Below are 15,855 nucleotides of genomic sequence, written 5' to 3'. Positions count from 1 at the left end.
CCGGAGACCAGGGCCAGTTGATGAGTCACATGACCCAAGTGCCACAACGGCGGCCCGTGCACCACCACAGCGATGCGGCCCCCACCGCACCGCCCCGGGCACGGCGTCGCCCCACCTCCCAACAGTGGGCCGCCTGGGGCTTCCTCACCCCGGTGACCCTCTACCTCGTCCTCTTCTACGCCTATCCGCTCTACCGCAACATCGACCTGAGCCTGCGCAACTACACGGTCCGGTCCTTCGTCCAGGGCGACGCACCCTTCACCGGCTTCGCCAACTACCGCACGGTGCTGGACGATCCGACCTTCGCCCCGGCCCTGCTGCACACCGTGGTCTTCACCACCGTGTGCCTGGTCTTCCAGTACGCCATCGGTCTGGCCCTCGCGGTCTTCTTCAACCAGCGCTTCGGGCTCTCCGCGACCCTGCGGGCACTCTTCCTGGTGCCGTGGCTGTTGCCGCTGATCGTGTCGGCGTCCACCTGGTCGTGGATGCTCAACAGCGACTCCGGTGTCGTCAACGCCGTCCTGCACGCCGTCGGCATCGGACCGGTCAACTGGCTGACCGCACCGGGCTGGTCGCTGGCCTCGGTGATCATCGCGAACATCTGGATCGGCGTCCCGTTCAACCTGGTGGTCCTCCACAGCGGCCTCCAGTCCATCCCCGCGAGCCTCTACGAGGCCGCGGCTCTCGACGGGGCGAACGCCTGGCAGCGGTTCTGGCGGATCACCTTCCCGCTGCTGCGCCCGGTGTCCGCGATCACCCTCCTCCTCGGCCTCGTCTACACCCTCAAGGTCTTCGACATCATCTGGATCATGACCAAGGGCGGCCCGGCCGACTCCTCCACCACCTTCGCCACCTGGTCCTACCAGCTCGGCTTCGGCAACCTGCTGCCGGCCTTCGGCCCCGGAGCGGCCGTAGGAAACCTGCTGGTGGTCGCCGCGTTGGTGTTCGGCCTGGTCTACGTCCGGGTCCAGCGGAAGCAGGCACTGTCATGAACGGCACTGTCATGAACCGACGCACCAACCGCACCTGGTGGCAGACGGCCATCGGCGTCCTGTTCACCGCGGTGATGCTCTTCCCGGTCTACTGGATGCTCAACGTGTCCTTCACCCGCGACCAGGACATGCGCAAGAGCCCACCGGACCTGATCCCCCTGCACGGCACCCTGGCGGGCTACCGGGCCGTCCTGGACCAGCAGTTGCCCTATCTCGGCACCAGCCTCGTCATCGGCCTCGGCACAGTCGTGGTCACCGTGGCACTGGCGGCACCCGCGGGCTACGCGCTCGCCAAGCTCCGCCCCCGCGGTGGCGGCGTGCTCAGCTTCCTCTTCCTGGTCGCCCAGATGATCCCCGGCATCATCATGGCGATGGGCTTCTACGCCATCTACCTCAGCCTCGGCCTGCTCCAGTCGGTCCCCGGCCTGATCGTCGCCGACTCCACACTGGCCGTCCCGTTCGCCGTACTGATCTTCACCGCGTTCATGTCCGGCATCCCCGGCGAACTGCTCCAGGCCGCGAAGACGGACGGCGCCGGACCCGTGCGCACCTTCTGGTCGATCGTGCTGCCCATGAGCCGCAACGCCGTCGTCACCGTGTCGCTGTTCGCCTTCCTGTGGTCCTGGTCCGACTTCGTCTTCGCCAGCACCCTCGCCAACGGCGGCGCGCACGAGCCGATCACCCTCGGCATCTACCACTACATCGGCAACAACAACCAGCAGTGGAACGCCATCATGGCCACCGCTGTCGTGGCCTCCCTGCCCGCCGCGGTGATCCTCGTCCTCGCCCAGCGATACGTCGCCGCCGGCGTGACCGCCGGTGCCGTCAAGGACTGACACCTCCACCGAGTCACCTTTCCCAGCCGTCTGTCAGCCGGCCGATCACCCCTGCTCCAGAAACGAGTAACGCTGCATGACCGCCGCCCCGTCAGGCCCGGCCTTCTCCGTCCACGACATCCCGTTCAGCACCCGCGGCTCATGGTTCGGTATCTCACCCGTGGTGGCGGAGAAGACGATCGCCGACGACCTCCACCTCGTCTCCCACCAGAACGGCATGCACGCCGTGCTGCGCCTTGTTCCGCTCGATACGACCACCGGGGACCGCGCCGCCACCGGGCCGCATGCGACCCCGAGTCTGCTCAGCTGGGTCGGTGCCGGCGGCCGCATCGACCTCGCCTACGAGTCGCCGGACACCGTACGCCTGCGCGGTGACGGGTTGGGCCTGCACATCGGTGCGGCGGCGGCCACCCTGACCCCGTTCAGCGGCACCTACTTCTACCCCGAACCCGGCACCGGGGCCCATGTGTTCACCTCGTACGAGACCGGGCGGCGCTACCGCGTCACCGTGTTGTCCGGGACCGTGACCGAGGCGTCCGGCACGCAGAGCCTGGGCAGCACCCCGCGTGGCGTCACGATCGGCGCCGGGACAGGCGCGGTCTGGGAAGTCGCGGTCGAGGAGTACGAGACCGCGCGCCGCCCGTACGCGTCCTCGGCATCCTTCGGCCAGGTCGTGGACGCCAGGCATGGCGCCTTCTCCTCCTTCGTCGACACCGTCGCGCCCTGGCGCTCGTCCAGGACGCCCGCCGCGGAACTCGCCGCCTACGTGCTGTGGTCCGCGACCGTCCGGCCACGCGGCTTCGTCACCCGGCCCGCGGTGCTGATGTCGAAGCACTGGATGGACAAGGTGTGGAGCTGGGACCACTGCTTCAACGCCCTTGCCCTGGCCACCGGTTCACCCGGACTCGCCCTGGACCAGTTCTCCCTGCCCTTCGACCACCAGGACGAGACCGGCGCGCTGCCCGACTCGGTGACCCACTCCGAGATCCTCTACAACTTCGTCAAGCCCCCCATCCACGGCTGGGCGCTGCGCCACCTGCGTCGACGGCTGCAAGAGCCGCTCGGCGAGGCCGAGTTGGCCGAGGTCTACGACCGACTCGCCCGTTGGACGGAGTTCTGGCTCACCATGCGGCGCGCACCCGGGGCCGCCCTCCCGCACTACCAGCACGGCAATGACAGCGGCTGGGACAACGCCACCACTTTCGATCCCGAGCGCGTGATCGTCAGCGCCGACCTGGCCGCCTTCCTCATCCTCCAACTACGCGAACTCGCGCTACTGGCAGACGAGTTGGGGCTGCCGGACGACATGCACAAGTGGACCCGGACGGCCGACGCGACGCAGGCGGCGCTGCTCGACGAACTCTGGACCGGCGACCGGTTCGTCGCCCGCTCGGCACACGGCGGGGCCACCTGGACCAGCTCCAGCCTGCTCGATCTGATGCCTGTCGTGCTCGGCGAGCACCTGCCCGAGCACATCGGTGACGCGCTGGCCGACCGCATCGAGGCCCATCTCACCGCGCACGGCCTCGCCACCGAACTGCCCACCTCACCGCACTACTTGGACGACGGCTACTGGCGCGGGCCGATCTGGGCCCCGTCCACCGTCCTGATCGAGGACGGTCTGCGCCGCGCAGGACACGGCCGTCTCGCGGACGAGATCAGCGACCGTTTCCGGGCGCTGTGCGAGACCTCGGGTTTCGCGGAGAACTTCGACGCCCTCACCGGCGCGGGCCTGCGCGATCGCGCCTACACCTGGACCGCCAGCAGTTACCTGCTCCTCGCCGAGGCCCACGAGCTCAGGCGCGCCGAGGCCACGGAGGCCGTCGGCTGACAGAGCCCCTGGGCGAGCCGCGCCCAGGAAGTACCCCTTTCGGGAGACCCGCACATGCGCATACCTCGATTCCGTTCCCCAGCCGGACGCCCCGGCAGACCAGCCGCCCCGAGAGGCCGTAGGACCGCCGTTGCCGCGGCGATCCTCGCCTCGTTCGCCGCTCTCACGCTCCCCGCGACCTCGGCCCACGCTGCTGACACCTCCGTGACCGTCGACTTCGCGACGGCCGGGGGTGCCCCCACGTACCACGCCTCGGGAATGATCTACGGGATGACCCCGGACGGGTCGCTGCCGCAGGACCACTTCTTCACGGACATCAAGTGGCACTTCATGCGCGCCGGGGGCGCCCAGCTCAACAGCGGCGGCTACGCCACCAGCCTTGCCGACTACCAGACCCGCTGGGCATCGACTCTCGCCCAGTACAAGCGGACCGCCGCTCTCGGCGGCACCTTCGTCCTCCTCCCGCACGACCTGTGGGGCGCCGACGGCACCACCAGCCAGGGCTGGCCCGGCGACAACGGCGACTGGACGCAGTTCGACGCCTTCGTCACCCAGCTCATCGGTGACGTCAAGGCCAACAACATGACGGTCCAGTGGGACCTGTGGAACGAGCCGGACGGCAGCGGCTTCTGGGGCGCCTCGCAGACCCAGTACCTGCAGATGTGGTCCCGCTTCTACGCCAAGGTGCGCGCCGCCTTCCCCGCCCAGCTCATCGTCGGCCCCAGCACCGCGGGCCAGCCCAACTCCTCCAACAACTGGTGGACGACGTACCTGACCTACGTCAAGGCGAACAACGTCGCCCCCGACATCTACAGCTGGCACGACGAACCCGGTGACCCGGTCACCGACGTCGGCCGCGCCAACTCCACCCTCTCCGCAGCCGGGTTGACCAACACCCGCGCGTACCAGATCAACGAGTACGCCACCCTGTCCATGCAGTCCCCGGGCGGCGGTGCATGGTTCATCGGCCGCCTGGAACGCGCCGGCGCCGACGGACTGCGCGGCAACTGGGCCTCCGGCACCGCCTTGCACGACGACGAGGCCAACCTGCTCACCAAGAACAGCGCGGGCCAGTACCTGCCGCTCGGCGAGTGGTTCATGTACCGCTACTACGGCTCCCAGACCGGCAACATCGTCAACCTGATCCCCGGCACCGGCACCGACGGCCTGGCCACCAAGGACAACTCCGCGAAGAACGCCAAGGTGCTGCTCGGCAGCAGCGGCAACACCGGGACCGTCACGGTCAACCTGACCGGGCTCAACACCACGTCCGTCGTGACGAACGGCCAGGTCCGCGCCGTCGTCCAGCGCATCCCGTACAACAGCGGGGCCGCGGTCACCGGCCCTGAGACGATCTCCGACACGACCCTCACGGTCAGCGGCAACGCCGCCTCGGTGAGCCTGCCGTGGACGAACGCCAAGGACGGCTACACCGTGACCCTGCTGCCCCCGTCCAACACCACCGTCTCCACGGTCGCCGTCAGCCAGAACAGCGGCCAGTGCCTGGACGACACGGGTGTCAGCACCGCCAACGGCACCCAGTACCAGCAGTACTACTGCGAGGGCGGCTACCAGCAGATGCTCGACCTCAAGCCGGTGAGCGGCACGACCAACACCTACACGGTCGTCAACGAGCTGAGCGGCAAGTGCCTGGACGTCTCGGGCGCGTCCACCGCCGACGGCGCCGCCGTCATCCAGTACACCTGCAACGGCGCCACCAACCAGCAGTTCACCCTCAACCCCGTCACCGCACTCGGCAACAGCCACGACTACCAACTCGTCGCCGTCCACAGCGGCAAGTGCGTCGACGTCACCGGCGTCTCGACCACCGCCGGCGCGCTGATCCACCAGTGGACCTGCGACGCGGCGAGCGCACTGAGCAGCAAGAAGAACCAGATCTGGCGCCTGCTCGGCAAGGGCTGAATTCCGGCGAGGACCCCTCGCCAGGCCGGCCGAGGGGTCCTGGGCCGCCCAGAGCGTGTCTCCTTGATGCGACGGACTGCTGATCGTATGTGCCTGTCCGGCCGGCGATCACCGACGCGATGCGGGGCCGGATCGAGCCGCTGATGCCGGCCGATCCGGTTCGTGGACGTCGATGGGCCGATCATCGCAGGACTCCGGAGGCCATCGAGTGGAAGTACCGCACCTGCTCGCCGTGGAGGGACCTGCCCAGCGAGCTCGGCTCGTTCAAGGCCGCGCATGGACGTCTGATCAGGCGGGCCGGGGACGGTACCTCGGAACGGATCTTCGCGGTCCTCCTCGCCGGCTCGGACGTGGCTGACGAGGTGGGCTGGACCGTGGCGGTGGAATCCGCCGTATGCCGAGCCCGTCAGCGTGCCGCCGGGCCAGGAACGGGCGCGCCTGGCCGGTCCGAGTCCGACGATCACGCGCTCGGACGTTCCCGCGGCGGCTTGAGTACGAAGGTCCGTCTGGCCAGGATCCGTGTTCCGCGAACCGGGCCTGGGCGACCCAGAACCCGACCGGAAGCCGTCCTCGCGGACCACACGTACTCTTCTCGCGCCATCCGCAGGCATCTACGTGGACGCGGGATCCGAGCGGTCGTCCCGCAGCCCTCGGACCAGATCCGACACCGCCTCCGCCGGGGTCGCGCCGAGGGCCGTCCGCCCGGCTTCGACGCCGAGGCGCACAAGGAGCGCAATGCCGCGAGCGATGCATCAACCCGTTCAGGCAGTGGCGCGGCCTGGCCATGCGGACCGACAAGCTCGCTCTCGCCTGTGGAGCCGCACTCCATCTCGCGACGATCCTCATCCGGGGCCCGGCGGTGACGCTGCGGTCAGAGACTGAAGATCCGTCGCGCGTTGCCGGACAGGAACAGCTCGGTGGCTTCCTCGTCCAGGCCCGGTTCGCCGAGGTGTTCCAGCGCCTGGCCGGGGGCGATCTTGGGGTAGTTGGTGCCGAACAGCACCTTCCTGCGGCCCCGGCCGCGCAGGTGGTCGACCAGCTCGGGCGGGTAGCGGCGGGCGGTGTAGGCGCTGGTGTCGATGTACATGGGGGCGTGCTTGTCGGCCACCGCGATCATCTCCGTGGTCCACAGGTGGCCGATGTGCCCGCACACGATGGCCAGTTCGGGGAAGTCGAGCGCAACCTGGTCGATGTAGGGGATGGGGCGGCCGGTCTCGGACGGGCGCAGCGGACCGGTGTGGCCGACCTGAGTGCAGAAGGGGATGCCGAGGTCGACCCAGCCGGCGTGACCTTGACCGGCAACGGTTCCTCCAGCGGGCCCCGCCCCGTCCACCGGCGCAGCGACTCGAACATCTCATGGTTGGAGTGACGGAGTGTGGGGTGCTGCATCCACGCGTCGATGACCGGCATCAGGTGCACCTACCCCTCTCGCGATGCCGCTGGCCACACCGAAAAGGCGTCGCCGCATTCGCCTCCGAGGCGAAGCGGCTCCGCCACGTCAGCGCTCATCTGCGGCATCTGTTCCCGTACGTGCCCCAGCAGCCCGGCTGCAACGAGCACCTGCGCGAGTCCGTCGAGCTGCTCCACCGGATCTCCAGGCCGCTTGCCGCGGACACATCCGTGTGGAGCGACGACCTGGGGATCGTGGACTCCACGCCCGTGGAATGCGGCCGCTCCCGCGAGAGAGTCAAACCTTCCTTTCAACGAAGTGCTCCAGGTCTTCGGCGCCGGGCTTGAGTACACCGTCGCGTACGGCGAGGGCCGTGGCCTCGGCGCGCGAGGCGCTGCCGGTCTTGCGCAGCACGTGCTCGATGTGACTGTGTACCGTCCGCGGAGACAGGAACAACGCCTGCGCGATGCTCTGGTTGGTCTGACCCCTGGCGGCCCGGGTGAGTACTTCCAGTTCGCGGGGGCTCAGGGAGTACGGCAGTTGTGTGGGTGCCTCGGACACCAGGACCGCCCTTCGTGCGAGGGGTGATCCCGTCGTGCACCGGCGGAGCACCACACGGTTCCAGTGTCGGCCGATCGGCCACAGGACCCGCAGCCGGAAGCCGTCCGAGCCGTAGAACGCCTCCGCCAGCTGTCGGAATGCGTCGTCGTCCAGGACTCGGGCGGGGCCGTGACCGGGGAGGTCGATGACACCGTCGGCCGTGACGAGGTTCGCCCCCGCGTCCACCGGAAGGTCGTGCGGGTCACTGGTATGGGTCGTCGGCTCGGCCAGGGCACCCAGTGCCGGCAGGACCGAGGCGAGCAGCTGGCGCGCGTTCGTGTCGTACGTGCCCGGTCCTTCGACGGACAGGGTGACCAGACCGACCACCCGCCCGTGGTGACGCAGGGCGCCGGTCAGTGCGTCACGGAACCCGGCGGGCCGGACCCGCTCGGCGTAGAACCAGCCGTTGCGGAAGCGCTGCGCGCCGGATGCCGCGTCTTCGGCGTCTTCCGTGATGGACGGCGGGAGCGTCTGCCGTACGACGTTCGCGTACCACGGGGTCGAGACGAACTCGGCGGCCATCGATTCGGACGTCATGGTGGTGTAACCGATGCCCGCGACCTGCAGATGTGCTCCGGTGATCGGATCGATGGTGAGCAGGGTGGCGGCGTCGAGGGGCAGAGCGCGGCGGAGCTCGTGCAGCGCCTGGGCACAGGCCGACGCGGTGTCGCGCTCGCGGGTGAGCATGCCGATGCGGGTGGCTGCCGCGAGCTGCTGGTAGCTGACCATGCGGGCCTCCGGGAACCCACGACCAAGGTGTCGTTTGGCTCCTAACGGTATGGGTTTCGGGGTGGGTCGGACAAGACGTTCACCACCGCACGGCTCGGGCGGTCGGTATTTCTACGGATGGCGGCGACGGACCGCCCGGGTCTTTTCTGTTCGGCACAGCCGGATGCCCGACACCAGCGGTATCGGGCCGCATCCCCTCGGAGAGCCCCGCCATGTCCAGATCCTCTTGTCCTTCGCCGGCCTCGCGCCGCCGGTTCCTGGCTCTGTCCGGTGGCGTTGCCGCCGCCACCGCGCTGTCCGTCGCGGGCTGTTCCGCGCCGGGCGGCGGCACGAGCACGGTGGATGCCGCCGACTCGTCGGCGGGGTCGAAAAGCCTCACCAAGATCGGCCTGGACTATCCCTTCACCCAGCTTCCGCTCTACGCGACGCTCGTGAAACTCTCCACTGCCGCGGCCAAGAAGCACGACGTCTCCCTGCTGACCACGAGCGACGCGAGCAGCGCCGACACCCAGGCCACCGATCTCACGACCTGGGTCACGCAGAAGATGCCGGCCATCGTGTCCTTCCCGATGGTCTTCGAGGCAACCGAGGCGATCGCCGAGCGGGCGTTGGACTCGGGCCTGATCTGGGTGACGTACGGCGGATCCCTGCAACATCAGAGCGCGGACATCCAGTTCAGCTTCCTTGAGGGCGGCACGCTCCTCGGGGAGGCCGCCGCCAAGTGGGCCAACGAGACGCTCGGCGGCAAGGGGAAGGTCGCCTTCCTCACCGACAGCACCATCGAACTCGGTCGCGAGCGGTCCAAGGGCATGATCGACGCGTTCACCAGGAACGCGCCCGGCGTCGACGTGGTCGCCCAGGAGCAGGCCATCGACCCCGACAGCGGACTGTCCAAGTCCCGTGCCGTCCTCGCCAAGCACTCGGACCTCAATCTCATCCTCGGTGTCACGGACGCCGCCGCGTACGGTGGTTTCAAGGCCCTCCAGCAGGCGGGCCGCAAGTCGACCGACGCCAGGACCTTCGTCGGCGGCCAGGACGGCGCGGCCCCCTCCCTTCTTGCCATCAAGCAGGGCACCTTCTACCGGGCCTCTGCTGCTCTGGCGCCGAAGGACATTGCGAACGCTGTCGTCGAGGTCCCCCTGGCCGTCGCCGCCGGGAAGGCGCACCCCAGCGTCCAGGTGCCGATCACACTCGTCGGGCACGGGGACGTCGCGCGTATCGACGACCTTCTCGCGCAGAACTCCTAGGCGCCCGCCATGACGGAACCCAACCTCCGTATCAGCGGGCTGAGCAAGTCCTTCGGCGGCGTCAGGGCCCTGGACGGCGTGGACCTGACCGTCCCGGCAGGCCAGGTCCACGCCCTGCTCGGTCACAACGGCGCCGGCAAGTCCACCTTGATCAAGTGTCTCGGCGGTGCCTTTCCGCCGGATGCGGGCACGATCGAGGTGGGCGGGACGTCCCATGCGCGTCTGACCCCACGCGAGTCGATCGCCGCCGGCGTGGCGATCATCTTCCAGACACTCAGTGTCGTCGACTCCCTCACGGTGGCCGAGAACATCTTCCTCGGCCAGGAGTGGACGCGGTACGGCACCGTTCACCGCAGGGCCCAGGAGGACGTGGCGGCGGAACTGCTGGAGCGGGTCGCCGCGAGCTGCTCGCCGCGCGACCGGGTCGCTGAACTGCCCATGGGGCAAAGGCAGTTGGTGGAGATCGCCAAGGCTCTCAGCCGTAGCGCCTCGGTGCTGGTCCTGGACGAGCCGACCGCCGCGCTGTCCGGGGCCGAGAGCGATGCCCTGTCCGAACGCGTCGAGGACCTGCGCAGCCAGGGGCTGGCCATCGTCTACGTCACCCATCTGCTGGGCGAAGTCGAGCGGCTGGCGGACGCGGTAACGGTGTTGCGCGACGGCCGGGTCGCCCACCACTCGACGGTCGCGGGTCACACCCGGCGTGGGCTGGTCGAAGCCATCGTCGGCCGACCCGAACCCGTCCCGGACGACCTCTGCAGCCCCGCGCGGAGCGCCGCTTCCGCCACCGTCGTCGCACGGGACGGCACCTCGGCCCCTCCGCGTGTCCCTGGGCTTGTCGTGGACGGGCTCTGCGGCCCGGGGTTCGGCCCCGTGGAGATCAGCGTCGGCGAGGGGGAGATCGTCGGGCTGTACGGGCTCATGGGCTCAGGCCGTACGCGCATCCTGGAGACCCTCTTCGGCGGGCGCCGTGCCTCAAGCGGAAGGGTGACGGTGGGGGAGCGGATCGTCGCGCCCGCGTGTCCCGCGGACGGGCTGGCCGCCGGAATCGCCCTGGTGCCGGCGGACCGGCGCAGGCAGGGCCTGTTCCCGGTGCTGAGCGCCCAGGACAACGTGCTGCTGCCGTCGATCCGTCGGCTCGCCCGACACCGGGTGCGGGCCCTGGCTGCCGAGCGGAGGGTCTTTCGTGCGCTGTCCGGCGCGGTCGGACTGCGCCCCGCCCGGCCGCGCCTGCCGGCAGCCGCCTTCTCCGGTGGCAATCAGCAGAAGCTCGTTCTGGGCCGGTGGATCAACGAGGCGCGCAGCATCGACGTCCTGCTCCTCGACGAGCCCACCCAGGGTGTCGATGTGGGCGCTCGGCAGGAGATCTACCAGGTCGTCTCCGCACTCACCGCTCAGCGGGGGACGGCCGTGCTGTTCGCCTCCAGCGACCCGGAGGAGGTCGTCGCCCTCGCCGACCGCTGTCTGATCGTCTCGGCAGGACGGATCAGCGGCGAACTCAGTGGCGCCGAACTGACCGAAGCCGCCCTGATGTCGGCCGTCCACAACGTCGACAACACCGCCCTCATGACCCCGGAAGGAGCGGCATGACGACCGCGACCACCGCCCCCGCGAACCGCCTGATCCCGAGCCCGCGTGTCCTGGCCGGGGGTGGGCTGAACGCCGTACGGCGTCACCCCCTGCTGGTCGTCCTCACCCTCATGGTGCTGGTCTTCCAGCTGACCACCGGGAGCTTCCTCGACCCCGGCAACCTGCGTGGGATCGCCACAGACGCGGCCACCCTCGCCGTCGTGGCGGTGCCGCTGGCACTGCTCGTCATCAGTGGCTATCTCGATCTCTCGGTGGGCTCCACGCTCGCGCTGGGAGGACTGGTGGCCGGCTGGCTCGCCGGACAGCAGCACCAGTCGCCCGTCGTCGCCGTACTCGGCGCGCTCGTCGTGGGCGCGGCGGTGGGTGCCGTGAACGGCATCCTCTGCTGCTACCTCGGGCTGTCCGCGTTCATCGTGACGCTGGGCATGCTGACGGCGGTCCGCGGACTGGCACAGCAGCTCTTTCCGCTGCCGCTGAGCAGCTTCGGGTCCGGGTTCGCCTGGCTCGGCGGATCACGGATCGCCGGGATCGACGCGCCGATCGTCATCGCCGTGCTCGTCCTCGTGGCGGGCGCTCTGTTCCTGGCGCTCACCCCGGCCGGGCGGCACGTCTTCGCCATCGGCGTCAACCGGGAGGCCGCCTATCTTTCCGGCATCAACGTTCGCCGTACGCCCTTCGCGCTGTTCGTCGTCACGGGTGTGGCCGCGGCGCTGGCCGGTGCGATCAAGGCGTCGGTGCTCGACAGTGTCGTGTCCGGAACGTCGGGGGCCGGGTTCGAACTGACCGTGCTCACCGCCGTACTGCTCGGCGGGGTCGCACTCACCGGCGGCTCCGGTTCCGTCCTCGGTGTCCTGCTCGGCGTGCTCTTCCTCGGCTGTCTGCAGAACGGGCTGACGCTCTTGAGCGTGCCCACGTTCTGGCAACAGATGGCGCAGGGCACCGCTCTGGTTGCCGGTGCCGCGCTCGCCTGCTTCGGCCCACGGCTGACGCGGTGACCATTTCCTCGCCCCCGAACCCTCCCTGCAGAAAGGCCACGCGTGAGCGACTGCACCCCCTCCCTGATTCTGACCGGTGGCCAGGTACTCACCATGGACCGCGACTTCACGGTCGCCGAAGCCGTGGGCGTACACGGCAGGGACATCGTCGCTGTCGGCAGTGACGCCGACCTGCGCGCCCTGGCCGGACCCGGCACCCGGATCATCGAACTCGACGGCAGGACCGTCCTGCCGGGCATCAACGACTCGCATCTGCACGGGGCGGCGTACGGCATGACGAAGCCGCCCTTCGCCCTCGACGTCGGCCACCCGGCGGTCGGTTCGATCGAGGACATCGCCACCGTCGTGGAACGGGCGGCCCGGGCGGCCCGGCCCGGCGAGTGGATCATCGGACTCGGATGGGACGCCGGTTACCTGGCCGAGTGCCGAGCCGATGCACGGCGGTTCCCGCACCGCCGGGACCTGGACGGGATCGCACCGGAGAACCCGGTCTGTCTGACCCACTTCTCCTCGCACCTCGTGTGGGTCAACAGCGCGGCGCTGCGCCGCTGCGGCATCGACACCGCGAGCGTTCCGCCGTCCGGCGGAGTCATCGACCTCGACTCCGGCGGGGAGCCCACCGGCATTCTGCGCGAGGCCGCGCAGCAGCTCGTCCTGGCATGCCTGCCCTCGCCCGCAGTCGGCCGACGGCGCGAGGCCATCCAGGGCATGGTGCGTGAACTGCACTCCCGGGGCATCACCAGCTACACCGAACCAGGCCTCGGCCCGGGCGGTGCCACCTCCCTCTTCGGCGGCCTGAGCACCGACAACTGGACGGCCTACGCCGACCTCGCCGCGAGCGGCGAACTCCAGGCCCGAGTCAGCGTCCTCCTGCTGCCCGCTCCCATGGGCGGCTCGGCCGATGACGTCCGCAAAGGCCTGGTCGAACTGCGGCGCCCCGAGTCGGCCGACCCGCGTCTGCTGAACGCCATCGGCGTCAAGATCTTCGCCGACGGTGTGCCGCCCAACCGGACGGCCTGGATGAGAGAGCCGTACGCGGACGGAGGCCATGGCGCGCTGTGCGTGCACGGCGACACCCCCGCACTCCGCAGCGGCGAACTGGTCGAAATGATCCGCGTCGCCCACGAGGCAGGTTTCCAACTCGGCGTGCACGTCACCGGCGACCTGGCCATCGACACGGTGGTCGACGCCTTCCTCGCCGCGAACGACGCCGTACCGCGCCCGGACGCCCGGCACTACGTCATCCACGGAGACTTCGTCGGCGCCGACAGCCTCGCCAAGCTGGCCGCGCACGGCTACGGCGTCAATATGAACCCCGCCATCAAGTGGACCATCTCCGACCTGATGGACGAGGTCGTCGGCCCCTGCCGCTCCGCGTACCAGTGGCCCGTGCGGTCCGCCGTCGAGGCCGGGGTCACGGTCTGTGCCAGCTCCGACGCACCGATCACCGAGCCCGACTGGCGGCAGGGAGTGTCCGCGATGATGCTGCGGGAGTCGAAGGCCAGCGGCCGGCAGAGCGGTCCCGAGCAGTGTGTGTCGCTCGCCGAAGCCTTGCGGACCTACACGATCAATCCCGCCCGGCAGGACTTCGCCGAGGACTGGAAAGGGTCCGTCGAGGTCGGCAAGGTCGCGGACCTGTGCGTGCTGGATCGAACCCTGCTGGGTCTGGACCCGCACTCCATCACGGACGTCGAGGTGGATCTGACGGTCTTCGACGGACGTGTGGTCCATGAACGCTGACTGCACCGGCCTCCGATGTCGGACGATCCCCTAGATACGTTTGAGGTCAAATGAAAAACTGGCCTTTCACGGCTCCCGCAAGCGAAGGACGTCCTTGATGACTGACACACCCCGCATGCTGCTCGTCCTCAGCGAGAACTGGACCCTGACCGGTGGCCGAGCCGACCTGCCTGCCGCCGTGCGGTGGGCGCGCGAGGCCGAGGAGGCCGGCTTCGACTCGGTCATGGTCAGCGAGCACATCGTCCTCGGCCCGGACGCGGCGTCCAACGGCGTCATGGGAAACCCCCGCGACTATGCCCTCCCGGGCAACCAGGACCCGTACACCCCCTGGCCGAACTCGCTGCTCCTGCTGTCGGCCATCGCCTCCGTCACCGAACGCCTGCGCCTGGCCGCCGCCGCGGTGCTGGCACCCCTGCGCCATCCTCTGCTCATGGCCAGGGAGCTGGGCACCCTCGACCTGATCAGCGAGGGGCGACTGCTGGTGCAGCCGACGGTCAGCTGGAGCAGGGACGAGTACGACGCCCTCGGCGTCCCCTTCGACAGGCGCGGGCAACTGCTCGACGAACACCTCGCCGTCTGGGCCAAGGCCTGGGGGCCTTCACCGATCTCCCACGAGAGCGAGCACTATCGGTTCCGGGACGTGTACTTCGAACCCAAGGCATACCGTCCCGAGGGGCCGAGGCTGTGGTTCGGCGGACAACGCCTGGGCGGCCCCGTTCTGCGCCGACTCGTGCGGTACGGCTACGGCTTCCATCCGCTGGGGCGGCCGGCACCGCAGGACATCCAGGTGCTCAAGGACGCCCTGGCGGCGGTCGGCCGGGACATGGCCGAGCTGGAGATGATCGGCGGCACCCAGGCGGTGTTCCCCGACGACCACTCCCCGGCGGATCTCGGCGCGGCGCTCGCGGTCGTCCCGGAACAGATGGAGCAGGGCTTCACCACCTTCTGCATCAAGCCGAACCAGTTCATCGACGACCCGGACGGGATCGGCGTGTTCTGTCGTGACGTGATGCGTCGTGTCGAAGCGCTACGCGCCTGACACCCCGGTCGGCTTGATCCCTCGTGCAACGTGAGTCCGAACTGCGCTCGCGCTCCACACGACTGCGGCCGGAGCGGCCTCCCCGCGCCCGGCCGGAGATCCGGCGCCCAGGCCGAGCAACCGGCCCAGGCCGAGTCTGACGGCATCCCGTCGCGGGGAGCGGATGCCCTTCGCCCGCCGCCACCTGGCCGCTTCGGCGGGCGAGTGGCGTCCGGATGGCTCCGTGGCGCGTCGGGCGGACTTGGCCCGGACTGTGTTCGTCGTGCACCGGGCCTGTCTTCCAGTGGGCGGCATCTGCCACTGGCGCACGGTGCCGTTGGCCGGACGTGCGGCCCTGGTCCCCGCTCTCCAGATCCAGGCCACCTGTCTGTAGCGTGCCGGCAGGTCACTCCAGTAGCTCCGGGCCGGGGCTTCCGGACGATCCCATTGACGACCTGCCGCCCCGACACCCGCGGCCGGACGGTGACGGCGCGCGGTATGAGCGGAGCGGTAACTCCCGCTCGTGGTCGCCGAGTTCATGGTCGCCCTCGGCTGTCGGGTGACAGAGCACGGCACGACATGGTGGGCCGAGTTCATCGGAGACTGCTGAGCCGAGCGCACCGAGCGGCTTCCCGGCTCCAAGGAGAGCTATCGATCATGTGTCTGTCGGCCTGTCCGTTCGTTGGTCCGGTGCTGGGGCAACGTCAGTCGCGGCCGTGGATCGTGTCGGATGAACTGGGGGCGCTCATTGAGACGTTGCTGCCCGAACCAGGGCCGAAGCCGGCCGAAGGCAGAGCTCGGGTTCCGGACCGCCAGGCCCTGTGCGGGGATCCTCTTCGTCCTGCGCACCGGCATCCAGTGGGCCTACCTGCCCAGTGGATCATCGCCACCGAGTTGGCGGGCCGGGCCTCGCAATCACGCACGAGTCTGCGGCACAGCCGGAGGGTGCCGAGGGTCTGCTCCACCA

At 69.5% G+C, this 15,855-nt stretch carries 11 protein-coding genes and 2 pseudogenes; 11 read left to right on the top strand and 2 right to left on the bottom strand.

The genetic code is table 11. From position 1 onward, the window contains the following. Window positions 1-20 precede the first annotated feature (20 nt). The 5 genes and pseudogenes from ACWDEW_RS31215 to ACWDEW_RS31195 form a co-directional block, all read left to right on the top strand. Window positions 21-992 (top strand): carbohydrate ABC transporter permease, encoded by a 972-nt coding sequence (locus tag ACWDEW_RS31215; RefSeq protein ID WP_450517100.1) that lies wholly within the window; start codon window positions 21-23, stop codon window positions 990-992. 11 nt (window positions 993-1,003) lie between these two features. Continuing rightward, window positions 1,004-1,828: a carbohydrate ABC transporter permease gene (locus ACWDEW_RS31210; protein ID WP_450517217.1), complete on the top strand. Its 825-nt coding sequence runs from the start codon at window positions 1,004-1,006 to the stop codon at window positions 1,826-1,828. Window positions 1,829-1,904: 76 nt separating this feature from the next. Further along, window positions 1,905-3,659: an amylo-alpha-1,6-glucosidase gene (locus ACWDEW_RS31205; protein WP_450517098.1), complete on the top strand. Its 1,755-nt coding sequence runs from the start codon at window positions 1,905-1,907 to the stop codon at window positions 3,657-3,659. A gap of 54 nt (window positions 3,660-3,713) precedes the next feature. After that, window positions 3,714-5,582: an RICIN domain-containing protein gene (locus tag ACWDEW_RS31200; RefSeq protein WP_450517096.1), complete on the top strand. Its 1,869-nt coding sequence runs from the start codon at window positions 3,714-3,716 to the stop codon at window positions 5,580-5,582. An 89-nt stretch (window positions 5,583-5,671) separates the two neighbouring features. Beyond that, window positions 5,672-6,429, top strand: a pseudogene (locus ACWDEW_RS31195) (transposase); the annotation flags it as partial. Window positions 6,430-6,453: 24 nt separating this feature from the next. Here ACWDEW_RS31195 and ACWDEW_RS31190 read toward each other — a convergent pair. Continuing rightward, entirely contained in the window at window positions 6,454-6,915 is a 462-nt protein-coding gene (locus ACWDEW_RS31190) for an amidohydrolase family protein (protein ID WP_450517094.1), read from the bottom strand. Between the two features lie 23 nt (window positions 6,916-6,938). Between ACWDEW_RS31190 and ACWDEW_RS31185 the strand changes: the two are divergent. After that, a pseudogene (locus tag ACWDEW_RS31185) lies at window positions 6,939-7,280 on the top strand (hypothetical protein); the annotation flags it as partial. Here the strand turns inward: ACWDEW_RS31185 and ACWDEW_RS31180 are convergent. Next, window positions 7,270-8,301 (bottom strand): helix-turn-helix domain-containing protein, encoded by a 1,032-nt coding sequence (locus tag ACWDEW_RS31180; RefSeq protein ID WP_450517092.1) that lies wholly within the window; start codon window positions 8,299-8,301, stop codon window positions 7,270-7,272. The pseudogene ACWDEW_RS31185 and the gene ACWDEW_RS31180 overlap by 11 nt on opposite strands. 212 nt (window positions 8,302-8,513) lie before the next feature. Here ACWDEW_RS31180 and ACWDEW_RS31175 point away from each other — a divergent pair, with 212 nt between their 5' ends. The 5 genes from ACWDEW_RS31175 to ACWDEW_RS31155 all read left to right on the top strand — a co-directional run bounded on the left by ACWDEW_RS31175 (window position 8,514) and on the right by ACWDEW_RS31155 (window position 14,909). Beyond that, window positions 8,514-9,548, top strand: coding sequence for a sugar ABC transporter substrate-binding protein (locus ACWDEW_RS31175; protein WP_450517090.1), 1,035 nt, complete (start codon window positions 8,514-8,516; stop codon window positions 9,546-9,548). 9 nt (window positions 9,549-9,557) lie between these two features. Next, window positions 9,558-11,135, top strand: a complete 1,578-nt coding sequence (locus tag ACWDEW_RS31170; RefSeq protein ID WP_450517088.1) for a sugar ABC transporter ATP-binding protein — start codon at window positions 9,558-9,560, stop codon at window positions 11,133-11,135. Continuing rightward, the gene (locus ACWDEW_RS31165; protein ID WP_450517086.1) at window positions 11,132-12,130 is read left to right on the top strand and encodes an ABC transporter permease; all 999 of its coding nucleotides are present in this window, start codon (window positions 11,132-11,134) and stop codon (window positions 12,128-12,130) included. The genes ACWDEW_RS31170 and ACWDEW_RS31165 overlap by 4 nt, the downstream gene beginning before the upstream one ends. Before the next feature lie 42 nt (window positions 12,131-12,172). Then, window positions 12,173-13,870, top strand: coding sequence for an amidohydrolase (locus ACWDEW_RS31160; protein WP_450517084.1), 1,698 nt, complete (start codon window positions 12,173-12,175; stop codon window positions 13,868-13,870). 97 nt (window positions 13,871-13,967) lie between these two features. Further along, window positions 13,968-14,909, top strand: a complete 942-nt coding sequence (locus ACWDEW_RS31155) for a TIGR03619 family F420-dependent LLM class oxidoreductase (RefSeq protein ID WP_450517082.1) — start codon at window positions 13,968-13,970, stop codon at window positions 14,907-14,909. The last annotated feature ends 946 nt before the right edge of the window (window positions 14,910-15,855 follow it).

The organism is Streptomyces sp. NPDC001100 (assembly GCF_053598575.1).
Note: the sequence above shows the minus strand (reverse complement) of the source record. Positions and strands in the feature narration are given on the sequence as shown.